12 protein-coding genes and 1 other RNA gene are annotated in these 15,876 nt (G+C 50.9%); 12 read left to right on the top strand and 1 reads right to left on the bottom strand.

Annotated elements, in window-relative coordinates:
- Positions 1 to 13 precede the first annotated feature (13 nt).
- From rpoD to rnpB, 5 genes are all read left to right on the top strand, one after another.
- The gene (rpoD, locus tag KJW29_RS12145; RefSeq protein ID WP_087567136.1) at positions 14 to 1,144 is read left to right on the top strand and encodes an RNA polymerase sigma factor RpoD; all 1,131 of its coding nucleotides are present in this window, start codon (positions 14 to 16) and stop codon (positions 1,142 to 1,144) included.
- A gap of 87 nt (positions 1,145 to 1,231) precedes the next feature.
- Positions 1,232 to 2,086, top strand: coding sequence for a hypothetical protein (locus KJW29_RS12140; RefSeq protein ID WP_087567135.1), 855 nt, complete (start codon positions 1,232 to 1,234; stop codon positions 2,084 to 2,086).
- A complete protein-coding gene (locus KJW29_RS12135) occupies positions 2,086 to 2,874 on the top strand; it encodes a tRNA (adenine(22)-N(1))-methyltransferase (RefSeq protein ID WP_214629951.1) in 789 nt (262 codons plus the stop codon). Before KJW29_RS12140 ends, KJW29_RS12135 begins: the two co-directional genes overlap by 1 nt.
- Entirely contained in the window at positions 2,841 to 3,962 is a 1,122-nt protein-coding gene (locus tag KJW29_RS12130; RefSeq protein WP_214629950.1) for a Nif3-like dinuclear metal center hexameric protein, read from the top strand. Before KJW29_RS12135 ends, KJW29_RS12130 begins: the two co-directional genes overlap by 34 nt.
- Positions 3,963 to 4,061: 99 nt before the next feature.
- An RNA gene (gene rnpB / locus KJW29_RS12125) (RNase P RNA component class A) lies at positions 4,062 to 4,466 on the top strand.
- Between the two features lie 113 nt (positions 4,467 to 4,579).
- Here the strand turns inward: rnpB and KJW29_RS12120 are convergent.
- Entirely contained in the window at positions 4,580 to 6,424 is a 1,845-nt protein-coding gene (locus KJW29_RS12120; RefSeq protein WP_214629949.1) for a S8 family peptidase, read from the bottom strand.
- Between the two features lie 171 nt (positions 6,425 to 6,595).
- On the opposite strand from KJW29_RS12120, the gene KJW29_RS12115 reads away from it, so the two are divergent.
- The 7 genes from KJW29_RS12115 (at position 6,596) to glgB (ending at position 15,863) form a co-directional block, all read left to right on the top strand.
- Positions 6,596 to 7,096 carry a YpuI family protein gene (locus tag KJW29_RS12115; protein WP_087567131.1) on the top strand — a complete coding sequence of 167 codons (501 nt, stop codon included), beginning with the start codon at positions 6,596 to 6,598 and terminating at the stop codon, positions 7,094 to 7,096.
- 55 nt (positions 7,097 to 7,151) lie between these two features.
- On the top strand, positions 7,152 to 7,364 hold the full coding sequence (locus KJW29_RS12110) for a DUF1540 domain-containing protein (RefSeq protein ID WP_087567130.1): 213 nt from the start codon (positions 7,152 to 7,154) through the stop codon (positions 7,362 to 7,364).
- A 7-nt stretch (positions 7,365 to 7,371) separates the two neighbouring features.
- Positions 7,372 to 7,812 (top strand): DUF4190 domain-containing protein, encoded by a 441-nt coding sequence (locus KJW29_RS12105; RefSeq protein WP_214629948.1) that lies wholly within the window; start codon positions 7,372 to 7,374, stop codon positions 7,810 to 7,812.
- 191 nt (positions 7,813 to 8,003) lie between these two features.
- Positions 8,004 to 8,783, top strand: a complete 780-nt coding sequence (locus KJW29_RS12100; protein ID WP_214629947.1) for an ABC transporter ATP-binding protein — start codon at positions 8,004 to 8,006, stop codon at positions 8,781 to 8,783.
- A 56-nt stretch (positions 8,784 to 8,839) separates the two neighbouring features.
- The gene (locus KJW29_RS12095; RefSeq protein ID WP_214629946.1) at positions 8,840 to 11,173 is read left to right on the top strand and encodes an alpha/beta hydrolase family protein; all 2,334 of its coding nucleotides are present in this window, start codon (positions 8,840 to 8,842) and stop codon (positions 11,171 to 11,173) included.
- On the top strand, positions 11,148 to 13,514 hold the full coding sequence (helD, locus tag KJW29_RS12090; RefSeq protein WP_214629945.1) for an RNA polymerase recycling motor HelD: 2,367 nt from the start codon (positions 11,148 to 11,150) through the stop codon (positions 13,512 to 13,514). Before KJW29_RS12095 ends, helD begins: the two co-directional genes overlap by 26 nt.
- A 441-nt stretch (positions 13,515 to 13,955) precedes the next feature.
- The gene (glgB, locus tag KJW29_RS12085; RefSeq protein ID WP_246608699.1) at positions 13,956 to 15,863 is read left to right on the top strand and encodes a 1,4-alpha-glucan branching protein GlgB; all 1,908 of its coding nucleotides are present in this window, start codon (positions 13,956 to 13,958) and stop codon (positions 15,861 to 15,863) included.
- The last annotated feature ends 13 nt before the right edge of the window (positions 15,864 to 15,876 follow it).

The raw sequence follows: 15,876 nt of genomic DNA, 5'->3' as shown, positions 1-15,876 counted from the left end.
AGGGAGTCGGATTATGGCGAACGATCAACATACTGAATTGGATACCGAACAGAAGCTGGATCAGGTCAAGGACAGTCTGATTGAACAAGGGAAGAAAAGATCCTCCTTAACCTACAAAGAAATTATGGAGAAACTATCCCCCTTTGATCAGGATCCGGAGCAAATCGATGAATTCTTCGAGCAGCTCGACGACTTGGGAATCGAGGTGCTTAACGAGAACGACGATGTGCATCCGCTAGGCGCTCAGAACGAAGAACAGGAGCGCGAAGGAGACGACTTCAACTTCGACGATGATCTGGCGCTGCCTCCGGGCATCAAAATTAATGATCCCGTCAGAATGTATCTGAAGGAGATCGGACGAGTACCGCTATTGTCGGCGGATGACGAAATCGAGCTTGCGATTCGGATCGAAAACGGCGATGAAGAAGCAAAACGCCGACTCGCCGAGGCGAATCTTCGACTCGTGGTCAGCATAGCGAAGCGGTATGTCGGACGCGGGATGTTATTCCTCGACTTGATTCAGGAAGGGAATATGGGTCTCATTAAAGCGGTCGAGAAGTTCGATCATCAGAAGGGATTCAAATTCAGTACGTATGCTACATGGTGGATTCGTCAGGCGATTACCCGCGCTATTGCGGATCAGGCGCGTACCATTCGTATTCCCGTTCATATGGTGGAGACGATTAACAAGCTGATTAGGGTTTCTCGTCAACTGCTTCAGGAATTGGGGCGCGAACCTTCGCCGGAAGAAATTGCGGTGGAGATGGAGCTTAGCACCGAGAAGGTGCGCGAGATTATGAAGATTGCTCAGGAGCCCGTATCGTTAGAAACGCCTATCGGCGAAGAGGATGATTCGCATCTGGGCGATTTTATCGAAGATCAGGAAGCGCTGGCGCCGGCCGATGCAGCAGCCTATGAGCTGCTTAAGGAGCAGCTGGAAGATGTTCTTGATACGCTGACTGAGCGCGAAGAGAACGTATTGCGGCTTCGCTTCGGTCTGGATGACGGCCGAACGAGAACGCTTGAGGAAGTCGGCAAGGTGTTTGGCGTTACGCGCGAACGGATCAGGCAGATCGAGGCCAAAGCTCTTCGCAAGCTTCGTCACCCGAGCCGTAGCAAACGTCTAAAGGATTTCCTTGAATAACGGATGAAATGATGACCTTTCTGCTATTGCAGCGAGGTCTTTTTTCAACGTATCGACTTATATTCGCCGAGAGGACGAGCCGATGTTATGAATGATGAACGCAAAGTAACGATCGTAAGAGAAATCGAACATTGGAGAAGGAGCAAGCTGCTGCCTGATCAATATTGCGACTTCCTGCTGAATTTGTACGCGGATCCCGATGATGATGGCAAAAGCTCACGGTCTGGCAGTTCTGCATCTGCAGCCCCCGTTATTGGCAAAGCAATCGCGGCTGTTCAGAATGCAACAGGTAAACAATGGCTCCTTACTTTTGGGACTTTTACCTTAATTTCGTTTGTTGTGCTTTATTTTAGCCGTTTTCATCCTGCATTGCAAATCGCGGTGGTCCTCATCGGTTTAGCCGCTTTTCTCAGAAGCGGATACAGACTTCGCAGCCGCAACGAAGCTGCTGCGCTGACCTTCACAAGCATTGGAATGCTTATCTTGCTCGGCGGCGGTTTGTACATACTTGAGCTTCACGGCATCGCGGACTGGACCAATCGCGTCTTGATCGTGACCGGCTGTGCGTTGTTTTGGATCGTCTACGGCATAAAGGCCAAGATTCATTCCTTGCATTTAAGCGGCTGGCTTGTCATGCTCATGTTGTACGGATGGGTTCTGTCGCGTTACACATCAACGACGTTATGGTTCGAGATTCAGCTCTTCTGGCTGCCGCTGTCTATTTTGTTCGGTTGGAGCAGCTGGTTTTTCCACCGCTGGACGAAGCCGGTGTCCGCCGTATTATTCGTGACTTGCGCGCTGGCCTGGTTCATGCCGGAATTGTATACGGCTGTCATTTTGGAATATACCGTATGGCTGCAATTGCAGCTGTTGATCAAAATCGCGGTAGGCGGGGGATTGCTCTTTGCCTTGCGCAAGCAATGGATGGTGTGGGTAGCATAATGATTAAATTATCGAAACGTTTGCAGACAATTGCGGATTATGTGAAACGCGGCGCACGCATAGCCGACATTGGATCCGATCATGCGTTGCTGCCGACTTATCTCGTGCAGAGCGGCGTTTGTCCGTCGGCAATCGCAGGCGAATTAAATGCGGGGCCGTTCCGTGCGGCGAAAAAACAAGTGGCCGACGCGGGATTGCAAGCCCGTATCACGGTTAGACAAGGGAACGGACTCGCTGTAGTCATGCCTGGCGAGACGGATACGGTCACGATTGCAGGCATGGGCGGAAGTCTCATGAGCACGATTCTGGAAGAAGGATATGCAGCGGGCAAGCTCGATGGGGTAACGGAGCTTGTGCTTCAGCCCAATGTGGGAGAAGACGATGTTCGTGTCTGGCTTCTGGAGAAGGGCTGGTATTTAAGCCACGAATCCATCCTGGAGGAAGACGGCAAAATATATGAGGTGCTGCATGCAGTGTCTCGCGATGTGCAGCCTTCAGCCACCAGCAACGAAACTTTGTATGAAGGGTCCTTCTTGAAGCTTCCTTATGACAAAGAAGTGCTACATCGCGTATTGCTGCGAATGGGGCCTCACTTGCTTCGTCAGGGAAGTTCGGTATTAACGGCCAAGTGGAGATCGGAGATCGGCAAGCTGGAGCGGATTATCGCGCAAATGTCAGCCTCCGAAGGAACGGAATCGACGCTAAAAGCCGAGCAATTCCGCAAAGAAATCAGTATCATCGAGGAGGTGCTTCAATGTTTGCGAACGGAAATACCGTCGTCCAATTAATGGAGCGGCTCGCTCCTAAATATTATGCGGTAGAGAATGATAAAATTGGTCTTCAATTAGGTACGTTGAACAAGCCGATCAGCACGATCATAGTTGCTCTGGACGTGACGGAACAGGTGGTCGACGAGGCTATTCGAGCAGAAGCGGATCTGATCATCGCACATCATGCCATCATTTACAGACCCCTTGCGAAACTGGATACGTCAACGCCTGCCGGCAAGCTGTACGAGAAACTCATCAAACACGATATTGCCGTCTACATTTCTCATACCAACCTTGATGTCGCGGATGGAGGCATTAACGATTGGCTGGCCGATCAAGCGGGAATATTGGCGGAAGGACGTCAAAATCTGGATGAAGTGCACACGGACCAACTGTATAAGCTGGCCGTCTATGTGCCGGAGACTCATCACGAAACCGTATTAAACGCCATTTTGCACGCAGGAGCGGGTCATATCGGCGATTACAGCCACTGCAGCTTCAATACGAAGGGCGTTGGCACGTTTATGCCCGGAGAGGGCACTTCTCCCCATATAGGCGCGCAAGGCAAGCTGGAGCGCGTGGACGAAGTGCGGATCGAAACAATCGTGCCGCAGACCATCCAACGCAAAGTAGTCGCCGCCATGCTCAAAGCGCATCCGTACGAAGAGGTAGCTTATGATCTGTATCGCATCGAACTAAAGGGCCGTTCTTTCGGCCTGGGTCGTGCGGGCAAGCTTGCGCAGCCTGCGACGCTTGGCGAGCTTGCAGCCAAACTTAAACAGGCGTTTGATGTTCCCATGCTTAGAGTCGTGGGAGATCTCGAAACGCCTATTCGCAAGGCTGCAGTTCTGGGAGGCTCCGGCGGTCGTTACGTGCGTCATGCAAAGTTTGCCGGCGCCGACGTGCTCATTACAGGCGATATCGATTACCATACGGCCCATGACGCGGTTGCAGACGGAATGACGATCATCGACGCCGGCCATAACATCGAGAAAGTGATGAAAGCAAAGCTGGCGGAATGGTTATCCAGAGAGCTTGCGGAAGCAAAATACGCAACGAAGGTCATCCCTTCGGTTATTCATACGGAACCCTTTACTTTCATTTGAGAGGGACAATTTGCTTGAAGTGGCAGGAAAGACCGGTTAAGGCAGCAAATCGAGGGTTGAGCTTTCGGGAGAAACCTTGTATACTAAGTTCTGCGTCGGAAAGTTTGACAGACAATCGCTGGCGGCCTTGTTGCCGCGAGAGGAAAGTCCGGGCTCCACAGGGCAGGATGCTGGATAACGTCCAGTCAGCGCGAGCTGAAGGATAGTGCCACAGAAATGGACCGCCGATGGCCGGCTTTGGCCGGATCAGGCAAGGATGGAACCGTGGTGTAAGAGACCACGAGGAGCGCAGGTGACTACGTTCCTGGTAAACCCCATCTGGAGCAAGACCGAGAGGACGCGGCAGCTTTGCGCTGCAGCCTTAGCCCGAGGCGCGTCCGGGTTGGTTGCTGGAGTCGTGCAGCAATGCACGGCCTAGATAGATGATTGTCGCTTCATAGTGGGAGGGTCGTTCCCGTTTGCACCACCAGAAGTACAGAACCCGGCTTACGGCAAACTTTCCGCAACGAACAACGAATTATGCGTTTTATGTAAGCAAAGCAATAGCGCAAGTCTCGAGGTTCGACAGAACCAAGCGACTTGCGCTTTTTGGTTTTTTTTATATTTGTTAATCGATGTTAAGAGCCGATTTGCTCGAGACGGCGTTTGACCTTTTGCGGGAAGGTCTGCAGCGCACCGCCATAGCTCGTAGCCGCATGCAGCGCCTTGTCGAGATCAATCTCTCCATAGCCAAAATAATTATCCTTGCCTTCCGTGCCTAGATCCTTTGCCGATACCCGCATAATTTCCATAACCTCCTCATTGCTGAGGTCCGGGTTTACGGAGCGGATGAGCCCGGCTAAGGCAGCCACATGCGGGCTGGCCATGGAAGTTCCGGACAATGCGGCGTATTGGCTGCCGGGATAGGTGCTGGCGATGCTGTCTCCCGGCGCCGCGACGTCGATATAATCCCCATAGTTGGAGAATGAAGCTTTTCCCTTATTATTATCGGTTGCCGCTACCGCGAAAACTTCCGGATAGGCGGCCGGATAGCCGGGACGTTCCGTATTGTCGTTGCCGCTGGCTGCGATTAAAACGACATCGCGTTCGTACGCGTATTTGATGGCGTCGTGGAGGAAGTCGGCCTGCGCGTAATTGCCCAGACTCATATTGATGACTTTGGCGCCATTGTCGACCGCCCAAATAATTCCTTGCGCAACCGAATAGGTGGATCCTGCGCCGCTGCTGTCTAATACTTTGACAGGCATGATCTTGTTGTACCAGGATACGCCCGCCACGCCTTCGCCGTTATTGACGGAAGCGCCGATAATGCCGGCTACATGCGTGCCATGACCTACATCATCGTCCGGATCCGAGCCGGTGTTAACGATGTTGGTTCCTTTTATCAGCTTGTCCTTCAGATCAGGATGATTGCTCTGAACGCCTGTATCCAATACGGCAATGATGACCCCTTCGTCGCCCTTGGATACGGTCCAGCCATGTTCCGCTTGAATAGAAGGGAGATTCCACTGGTATTGCGAATACAGCGTGTCGTTCGGAACAATGGTTGCCTCTGTCGTTTCGTTCGTCAGGTACAGGTAATGGGGTTCCGTATATTCCGGCTTCCAATTGGCTTTAAAATATTGCATAAGCCCTTCGGTTTCCAGCGTTTTGGATCGGAACACATACGTATCGCCGATCTGCTGGATGGATTCCGCATTTACATCCCGCTTGATCTTTTCCATATCGGCTTCACCCGGCCGGCTGGCGAAATGAACGACAACATCACGAACGTGATAGTGACTGGCGTTGCCATTATCCTCGCCATTTCTGACAGTAATGTCCCTGGTGGAATTAGGCGCCACAGATTCAATCCGATAGTTGCCTTCGGCCGGATAAGGGATAAGCCGCAAATTCCGTTTCTGATGCTGCTCGACTTGCTTCACTATATCGTGTTTAATAACGCCGAGCATGCCGGCGCCTTTATGGTTGGCATCCGGTACGCCGATGACGACATAGCGGCTGCCGCTAGCAGCGGTAAAAGGCTTGGACTCATAACCTGCGCCGTTGCGCAGCTTATCTTCCGCTACCTTCAAATAAGCTTTTGCAGTGCCGTTCTTGTCGGATGGAATAGATCCGCGGTGTATGGTCTTTCCTGTTGTCCGCCAGTTCACGTAGCTGAAATGCGAGTGCTCCTTCATTAAGGATTGAATGCGATCAGAAGCGGATTTGGCGGATTGACCGCTGGCCATAAGAACTTGTCTGAAGTCCTTGGCGGATTCCGACGTCATAAGTAATGCAGTACCATCCATGTCATGCTGTAATTCGGCAAGCTTGAGCTTGTGTTCCTTCGTCGCGGAGAACGGAATCGACTTTGGCGTTTCGCGATTCGTTCCGTTGCGGGGAGAGAAGAACGGCGTTGCAGGTATAAGCAGTGCGGCTACAGCAAGAATGGTGAAAGCGGCGATCCAAGATTTTCGCATGAAAGTGCCTCCGTGTCATTAGGATAATCCATATAGGGTCATCTTAGCTTTGACCGACGTGGGGAAAATATGCGGACAAAAGCAATCGCCAGTACCGTTTCCATGGAATTTGTGGTACGATGTTGATGTTTATAGTTTTTTTGTTGGGAAGAGGAAAGGGGAACTACCACCATGCCATCAACGAATGTTAAAGGATTAACAGAAACGACACGCGAGAAGCTTAAGGATGCAGTAGCTCAATTGGAGCCATTCCTCAACAATCATGTTTTGTCGGGACTGATCGGCGAAGACGACGGAGAAGGAGCCGAACTGTTCTACAGAGGATTGCTGTCCGATCTGCGTCATCTATTGGTTTATTCTGAAGTCGCGGTCGAGAAGACGGGCGTACTGCTGAGAAGACCAAATTTCGATACCGAGCAAGGTGATCGTGTATTGTACGAGGTGTATCATCATTGCGTGAACGCGTTCTTTTACCCGAAGAACGAATGTTATTCCGAAGACGGCCGTTATGCTTATACCGGACAGGACGCCATCCGTTTCCGGTACAAGCCTGTACGTACGGCTCGCGATATCGTGCTGAGCGTTTCCAAAATTTACGAGGAACTGCGCGATGACTTGTCGTATTACGAAAGCGACTATATGACCCAGCGCCGCATGCAAGGGCAAAAATAAGGCAAGAATGAATCACTTCCGCTTGAGGGACAATGATAGCGGAGGTGATTTTTTTATGCCTAAAGGCGTAAGTTGCAGCGTAGCGAATTGCAGTTTCTGGGAAGAAGGCAACAATTGCGGTGCAAAGGAAATCATGATCGACATCGACCAACATGGCAGAACCTCGTTCAACGAAGAATTCGCAGGCGATGAGCTTGGATTGTATCATCAAGACCAAGCCGAGCAGTCCGCAGCCACATGCTGTCACACCTTCAAGCCAAAGGAGTGAGTCTTGGATGGATGATCAAGTGAAACATGATGACGATGTATACAACAATCATCGATTGAAGACCAATGACGGCACGGACGGCTTCGAACCGACAAATATGGGGACTCCGACCAACCTTCCTGACGCTGGCGCGTTCAAAGAAGAAATGGGCGCGGATTTCGCATATGGCATGCCGATCACATCCGCTCCCGATAACGGACGGAGAGGCGCTGCTGAGCTGGATACGGTGACCGAGAGCACCGGGACAGCCGTCGGATGGGTTGCGCTGGTGTTTGCGATTGCTTCCTGGTTCATCTGGCCCGTATTAATTGGCGCTACGGCGACGGTGATGGGATTTATCGCGTATCGCCAAGGCGCAAAAGGACTCGGAGCTTGGGCGATAGGGATTGGTTTGACGGCGCTCGCGCTTAATTTAATTATTGTTCCCTTTTATTACGCGCTAACTTAATATTTGCCGGTCGAGGCTGCCCAATAGGGCAGCCTCGATTATTTTGAGGTAAATGAAACGAGTTGAGTCGCTGAATAAAACGATCTTTACATACCGGACCAATTCCAATTGACAGCAAATCCAGCTATGATAGAATAGAGAACCGATTCGTTATGAAAACGAAAAACGAAGGATATGGGGAGGCAACATCTGTGGTTATCGACATCAAGGATATTTCGTGGGAACGCGGCGACGAAAGCATCTTGCAAGGTTTGAGCTGGCAAGTTAAACGCGGCGAGCATTGGTGTCTGCTGGGACTTAACGGCTCTGGCAAAACGACGCTGCTTAATATGATCAATGGATACATATGGCCAACATCCGGACGTGTCAGCGTGCTCGGCCACGCTTTCGGCGAATATGATTTGCGGGAACTTCGCAAACGAATTGGCTGGGTAAGCACTTCGCTTCAGCAGAAACTGTACGGCAGCGACGAAGCGCTGCAAATCGTGCTTAGCGGCAAACATGCCACGATCGGCGTCTACGATGAAGTGAAGAATGACGATCTCGATCGTGCCAAGACGCTTATGCAAACGCTGGGATGCGAAAAACTGATAAGTCGCACTTACCAGACGCTGTCGCAAGGAGAAAGGCAACGAGTCCTCATAGCCAGAGCGTTAATGAATGAGCCGGAACTGCTCATCCTCGACGAGCCATGCACGGGACTGGATATATTCGCAAGGGAACAGCTTCTTGGCATGATCAACTCGATCGCAGCCGAAGCGGAACCGCCGACGCTGATCTACGTGACGCATCATGTAGAAGAAATATTGCCCTGCTTCCAGCATTCTTTGCTGATCAAGCGCGGGACTGTATTCGCTGCCGATCGGACGGAGAAGCTGATGACCGCGGAAGGCATGTCGCAATTTTTCGACGTCCCAATCCGTATTGAGCGGACCGACGGCCGCTACTGGCTGTCGGTCAAGTCAACATGAGCTTGAAGAGAGGGAACGTCGAGGATTTAATGCTCGACGAGGAAATCGAAACTGCAATGAAACCTGTAGAAGACAAACCTGCAGAAGACAAGCCGTTGCCGAAGAGCAGGCTGAAGAAAACATTGCGCTGGATGAAAAATCGTTACAAGCTGCGTCTGAGCCGGGATAATCGATTGACCTATTATGCAACAGGATCCATGGCTTTATTGGGCACGGCTGCGATGTCGCTAGCGGCAAAGGGAATGCCTACCGGCCTCGGAACATGGCTGGATCAACTCCTATTTCTTACGGCTAACGGGATCGGAATGATAGCAGCCGCTATTCTGCTGCCGATCTTATTCGCTCTAGCGTGCATTCCGTTGCCGCGCAGGTTGTTGTCCATGGTCCTTTACGTAGGCTTGGAAGTCTATTGCATTCTTTACTATTCCGATCTTGAGCTAGTTCCTTCGCTCATATTTGGGAGTGCTTTTTCGTTAATGGGCGTCTTGCTTGGATTGGCGCTTGGCTGGTTAAGTTTGTCCGGATTCAGGCTTTCCGGCAAACTGTTTGCCGGCATGTTTGCAGCTGCGATATTGGGATGTGTACAGCTGCTGCCCGGATTTCCTTGGCCCATCGAATTGCCGCGATTGACAACAGCCGGCGACGAGTTATCCGGCACTATAGACGGAGCAGAAAGTGTTATTCTTCCATCGTCAAAGACTACGCTTGCGAATCCCTCTTTGCCTGGAACTTATGAAGTATTGAAGTTCTCTTATGGCAGCGGGACGGATAAGCATCGCGAAGTGTTTGGCGATAAAACGGATATTCGCTCTGAGGGCGTAGATGCTTCCAGCTACATTACAGTCTGGCCAAAGCTTAAGACAGCTTTCTGGGGCTTTGACGAGGCGAGCTTGCCGTTGAATGGCCGGGTATGGATGCCGCAAGGAGACGGTCCGTTTCCGCTAGTATTAATGGTGCATGGCAATCATTTGATGGAATATTTTTCGGACGCCGGTTACGAGTATCTAGGCGAACTTCTTGCAAGCAGAGGGATGATCGCAGTATCCGTCGATGCGAATTTTTTTAATTTCTCCGTCTGGTCCAGTCTGCCCAATGACGATATGAAGATGCGAGCCTGGCTAATGCTTCAACATCTTTCGTATCTAAAGGATCTCGATAAACAGGAAAAGGGAATCTTCGCCGATCGTATTGATTGGAATTCCGTTGCGCTCATCGGCCATTCCAGAGGCGGACAAGCGGTTGCGATGGCTGCAGATGCGAAGCGCTGGTTCGCTGAGGACGACGTACTCCAGAAGCTGGAAGATGTCAATATTAAGTCCGTCGTCGCTATAGCGCCAACAGATAAGGGGATAGATGATGAATCTGCCCACCTGACCGACGTTAATTATTTGACGATACAGGGTGCAAGAGACGGTGACGTCAATAATTTTTATGGGGATCGGCAATATAATAGAATATCCTTTTCCGGCAACGAGGGGCTGTTCAAAGCCGGATTGTACTTGTCAAACGCCAATCACAGCCAATTCAATACCGATTGGGGGCGAATGGACGAGCGGCTGCCGGGCGGCTTATTCCTCAATTCAGAAGGATTAATGGCTGGAGAAGATCAGAGGCAAGTTGCCAAAGTATTTATTTCCTCCTTTCTCGAAGCGACGCTGTTTGGACGCGGCGAATACCAGGCGTTGTTCCAGGATTATCGAATAGGCCGTGATTGGCTGCCTCGTTCGACTCGCTACATGAACAGGTACGAAAGCTCCGGCACACTTATTATAGAGGACTTCGAAAGCTCCAATTCCATTATTCGGGGGACGATGATGGAAGGATTGGAAGCCAGCGAGGAGTCTGTCAAAGACAGGGACGGAAACGGAAGGGGAACTACAGGGCTGCTTATGGAATGGTCGGAGCCAGAAGCGTCATATACGTTCGAATTCCGTCCGAATTCCGCAGCGAAGCTGCATGATTATGCAGATGGAAGCCTGATGTTCTCATTGGCGAATTCAGAATGGCAGCTTTCAAGGGACCAGAAGCTTCCCCCATTGCCAAAGCTGGAGCTGGAGGCACGGGACCGTGAAGGAACAGTATGGACGATGAGGCTGGAGGAGCTCATCCCCGTACAGCCGCCCTTCTATACATCCTTTATGGTGTTTGGCCCCTTGGAAAGAACGGTTAAAGATAAGAAGTACAAAGAATCTGCGGAAGCCGTATTTCAGTCCTTTATTATTCCTCTAAATCAATTTAAGTCGGAGGACGAAAGCGGGAAATTGGTATTGCCGGAACAATTGGATTCGTTAACGTTTAAGTTATTGACAGACTCTGGCAGAATAATGATTGATGATATCGGATTAATGAAACAAGGAGGCACTTATGTCGAATACCAATCTACACCCTGATCATCAGGAAGAGCAAGCACGCGTAAATGACATAAGCGTCATTATTGCGGACAGGATCAAAGAGCTTGAGGGTCGGACAGGCGGCGTGCGCGGCGAAATCGTTGATATTCGACGAAACTTCTGGGATGATGTGACGGTTAACTTCGAGGACTCCGCCGAGACTGCGGAGACTTACGCCAGCATGAAGCAGCAAGCAGAGCTGATGTCGGAGCGGGAGCGCAGCTTCCGCCATATGGAAGAACAGCTGGGTACGCTTAAGCGGTTAGCGAGGTCGCCATATTTCGGAAGAATAGACCTTGTGGATGACGGCGTTGTTTCTTCAAAGACTGACAGCATCTATCTCGGCATCGGCTCGCTGATGGATAAGTCGGGAGAACAATATTTGATCTACGATTGGCGGGCTCCGGTATCCAGCCTTTATTACGATTATGGTCCCGGGCCTGTACGTTATGAGACGCCAGGAGGAACAGTCGAAGGCGAAATGACGCTCAAACGGCAATTCGTCATCCGGAACGGCGTCATACGAAGCATGTTCGATACGGGCGTCACGATCGGCGACGAACTGCTGCAGGAAGTTCTTGGCGCGCAGTCGGATGCACAGATGAAGAGCATCGTAGCGACGATTCAAAGCGAACAGAACAGAATTATCCGCAACGAGAAGGCTCGCCTGCTTGTCGTGCAGGGAGCTGCCGGCAGCGGCAAAACATCGGCTGCGCTGCAGCGAGTGGCTTATTTGCTCTATCGATATCGCGGCAGCCTGAACGCGGAACAGATCGTATTGTTCTCGCCTAACCCTATGTTCAATAGCTATATCTCGACCGTACTCCCCGAGCTCGGCGAGCAGAATATGGCACAAACCACTTATCAACAATATTTAGAGCATAGAATTGGCCGGGATTTCGAGCTCGAGGATCCATTTACGGGCATGGAAAGGTTGTTGTCCCAACAGGACGGAGAAGGCAATCGAATCCGCATGGCTAACATAAGCTTCAAGTCGGGCACGTCTTTCATGGGCGTTATAGACAACTACGCGGATTCCCTTGGCAGCTCGGGTATTGTCTTCTCCCCGATCATGTTTAGAGGGCGCGCTCTGATCTCCAAGGAAGAGATGGAACGCCGCTTTTACGAGCTCGACCCTTCCGTGTCGATACCGAATCGTATTCGAAACCTCGCAGGCTGGCTGCTGAAGGAGCTGACTGCACGGGGGAAAAAGGAGCGCAAAAAACGTTGGGTACTGGATGCGATCGAGCTACTTGACTCGGATGCGTACTTGGAGGCCTATCAAGAGCTGAAGCGCAAAAATAAATATACCGATCAATCGTTTTCGGATTTCGATTCGGAGAAGGAATATTTGGCCGGCATGGTCGTTCAAGAGAAATTCAAGAAGCTGCGGCGCAGGACGAAGGCACTCAAATTTCTTGATATTCCGGCTATGTACCGGACTTTGTTCCAACAGGAGAGTCCTAAAGAGGTGTCGGCGGATTGGGAGGACATTTGCCGGCAAACATTGGAGCAATTGGACAATGGGGTCATGTCTTACGAAGATGCCACGCCATATCTCTACTTGAAGGAAAAGCTGGAGGGGTTCCATACGAATACGACCGTCAAACATGTGTTCGTGGACGAAGCACAGGATTATTCAGCCTTCCAGTACGCATATCTGAAGCGAATATTTCCCAATAGCCGTTTCACCGTATTAGGCGACTTCAATCAGGCGATCTTCGCGTATTCGGGCACGGGTGTCGTATTCCAGGGGCTAGAATCGTTGTTCGGTCCCGAGGAGACAGAGCGGATTGAGCTGCATCGCAGTTATCGTTCCACTCGCCAAATCGTGGAGTTTACTAGCTATATTATTGGCGCGGAGCATGATATCGTGCCGTTCAACCGGGATGGCGAATTGCCAAGCTTGTCTATTGTACCGGATGAAGGAGAACGCCTTGCAGCCATTCGGGAGAAGCTGGAGGAGTGGAAGAAGCTCGGTCTGGCATCCTGCGCGGTGATCTGCAAGACGGCAGCCGAGAGCAAGTCGGTATTCGAAGCGCTGAAGCCATTGATTCCCGAGCTTCTGTTAGTCGGCAAAAATACGGCTACCTTCGAGAAGGGGCTGCTTGTCATACCTTCTTATCTGGCCAAAGGGGTGGAGTTCGATGCGGTAGTGATCAGCGATGCTTCCGATGCGGCATACAGCAAGGAATCCGAGCGCAAGCTGTTCTATACGGCCTGCACGCGGGCTATGCATGCGCTCCATCTGATCAGCGCCGGCAAGCTGTCTCCGTTTCTGTCTACTTACGGGTCAGAGTCTACATATCGTGTACTTCAAAACCCCGCTCGGAAGAAATAGTTCGAACGTGCCCCAAATGTTGCTTGCCAGGAAAAATCTGGAATGATGTGGAACAGGAGGAACAAGAATGGAAAACTGCAGCATAGAAAACTGTTTAAAACCACTCAAAGCAAAAGGATTATGCTCCATGCATCACCAACGGCTGCTTCGTCATGGCGATCCTTATATGGTCAGACCTCGTCGTGTCAGGAAAATGACGATATGCAACTGGGTTAATTGCACCAACCCCGCAATTACGAAAGGACTATGTCCCAAACATTACTACATTTATCGAGCGAGGCAAACCTCGCATATGTAGTTTTCGTAAACATTACGTCGAATGGTGAGGTTTTTTGACGCAGACTTCCTTTTCAAAGTAATGTTATATGAAAATCTACTATTTCTTTTCCAATTAACGATGTATAATAAACGTATATTTCTTCCTAGGGGGTGATGCTGCACATGGTGGCAACGATGCGCTTGGGCTTGTCCGAGGAAGATTTATACCTGTTTAATCAGGGGACAGCCTACCATAGCTATCGGTTTATGGGAGCCCATCCGATGACGGTGAGCGGCAAACAAGGCGTTCGTTTTGCGGTTTGGGCGCCGAACGCAACCGAAGTACGCGTCATCGGAGAGTTTAACGAATGGAACGGGAAGTCACACCGGATGAAGAAACACGGCACGACGGGCATTCATGTGTTGTTCATTCCGGAATTGCTGCCTGGCGAGCTCTACAAGTATGAGTTGGTCACGCAGAATGGCGAAGTGGCGCGCAAATCAGACCCTTATGCCTTTTACTCCGAGCGCAGACCGGGCACGGCTTCGATCGTGGTCGATAACGACGGTTATACGTGGGATGATGCTGCCTGGATGGAGCAAAAGAAAACGAAGTCGCCGTACGATCGCCCATTGTTAATTTACGAAGCCCACGCAGGGTCATGGAAGATCAAAGGAAAAGAACATTATTTCACTTACGAAGAGCTTGCGGAGGATCTTGTGCCCTATGTAGCCGGACTCGGTTATACGCACATTGAACTGATGCCGCTCGCAGAACACCCGCTCGACCAGTCGTGGGGGTATCAGGTGACTGGCTTCTATAGTCCGACCAGCCGTTACGGGACCCCGCTGCAGTTCAAGAAGCTAGTAGACGCTTGTCATAGAAACAGTATAGGAGTTATCCTGGACTGGGTGCCTGGCCACTTCTGCAAGGATGATCACGGTCTTCGTCTCTTCGACGGTACGCCGCTCTATGAAGGCGCCGACAGCAACCGTGCCGAGCTTCCGCTCTGGGGGACGCTTGCATTCGATTATTCCAGGCACGAAGTTTGGAGTTTCCTGATCTCGAACGCGATCTACTGGATGGACGTTTTCCACATCGACGGACTGCGCGTCGACGCAGTCGCGAATATGATTAATTTGCATATGGACAAACCGGCTCATATGCGTACTTTCAATGCCCATGGCGGCAGAGACAATCTGGATGCTTTGAGGTTCCTCAAACGATTAAATGAAACGGTGTTTCATTATTACCCCGATACATTAATGCTCGCGGAGGATTCTTCCGCATGGCCAGCCGTTACATCGCCGACCTACCTGGGAGGTCTAGGGTTTAATTTCAAATGGAATATGGGCTGGATGAACGACAGTCTTCGTTACATGTCCTTACATCCGTCGGACCGGCCGCACCATCATCATTTAATTACCTTCTCGATCTGGTACGCTTTCTCTGAAAACTATGTGCTGCCGCTGTCTCACGACGAGGTCGTGCACGGCAAACATTCCTTACTGGACAAAATGCCCGGCACTTACGAGGAAAAATTCGCTCAACTGCGTCTATTCTACGGTTATTGGATGACCCACCCCGGCAAAAAACTGTTGTTCATGGGGAGCGAATGGGGGCAATTCGACGAGTGGAAAGATCAGGATATGCTCGACTGGATGGTGCTGGAATACGATTCGCATCGCAGCATGCTGGAGTACGTCAAGACGCTTAACCATACTTACCGCAAGCTGCCTTCCCTTTGGGAACGCGATAGAGATCCCGAATGTTTTGGCTGGATCGACGTCAATAACGCCGCCCAGTCTGTTATAGCCTATATCCGATATGGGTATGAGTCTAGTAGTGTGATCGTGATCAACTTCTCGAATCAGAATTATCCGAATTATCGAATAGGCATGCCGGAGCCGGGGCGTTACGCAGTCACCATAAACAGCAGCGCGCGGCAATTCGGCGGTAATGGCGGTTCTGAAGAAGTTTGCTGCATCACGGAAGACGTCGCTTGGCATGGCCGCGACCAAAGCATCTCGATTGAACTCCCCCCACTTACATTTCTGTTGCTTACTCCATTGCCGGGGGACACACTTTGACAAGGAGCTGGTG

The sequence above is a fragment of the Paenibacillus agaridevorans genome, from assembly GCF_018604145.1.
Classification (GTDB): domain Bacteria; phylum Bacillota; class Bacilli; order Paenibacillales; family Paenibacillaceae; genus Pristimantibacillus; species Pristimantibacillus agaridevorans.
The sequence above is the reverse complement of the archived record's forward strand: the minus strand, read 5'-3'. Positions and strand labels throughout refer to the sequence as shown.

What these genes read in the sequence shown, in the direction of transcription:
- KJW29_RS12140 (WP_087567135.1), top strand. Translation starts at nt 1,232, where the DNA reads ATGAATGATGAACGCAAAGTAACGATCGTAAGAGAAATCGAACATTGG.
- KJW29_RS12105 (WP_214629948.1), top strand. Translation starts at nt 7,372, where the DNA reads ATGGATGATCAAGTGAAACATGATGACGATGTATACAACAATCATCGA.
- KJW29_RS12115 (WP_087567131.1), top strand. Translation starts at nt 6,596, where the DNA reads ATGCCATCAACGAATGTTAAAGGATTAACAGAAACGACACGCGAGAAG.
- glgB (WP_246608699.1), top strand. Translation starts at nt 13,956, where the DNA reads ATGGTGGCAACGATGCGCTTGGGCTTGTCCGAGGAAGATTTATACCTG.
- KJW29_RS12110 (WP_087567130.1), top strand. Translation starts at nt 7,152, where the DNA reads ATGCCTAAAGGCGTAAGTTGCAGCGTAGCGAATTGCAGTTTCTGGGAA.
- KJW29_RS12095 (WP_214629946.1), top strand. Translation starts at nt 8,840, where the DNA reads ATGAAACCTGTAGAAGACAAACCTGCAGAAGACAAGCCGTTGCCGAAG.
- KJW29_RS12130 (WP_214629950.1), top strand. Translation starts at nt 2,841, where the DNA reads ATGTTTGCGAACGGAAATACCGTCGTCCAATTAATGGAGCGGCTCGCT.
- KJW29_RS12120 (WP_214629949.1), bottom strand. Translation starts at nt 6,424, where the DNA reads ATGCGAAAATCTTGGATCGCCGCTTTCACCATTCTTGCTGTAGCCGCA.
- KJW29_RS12135 (WP_214629951.1), top strand. Translation starts at nt 2,086, where the DNA reads ATGATTAAATTATCGAAACGTTTGCAGACAATTGCGGATTATGTGAAA.
- helD (WP_214629945.1), top strand. Translation starts at nt 11,148, where the DNA reads ATGTCGAATACCAATCTACACCCTGATCATCAGGAAGAGCAAGCACGC.
- rpoD (WP_087567136.1), top strand. Translation starts at nt 14, where the DNA reads ATGGCGAACGATCAACATACTGAATTGGATACCGAACAGAAGCTGGAT.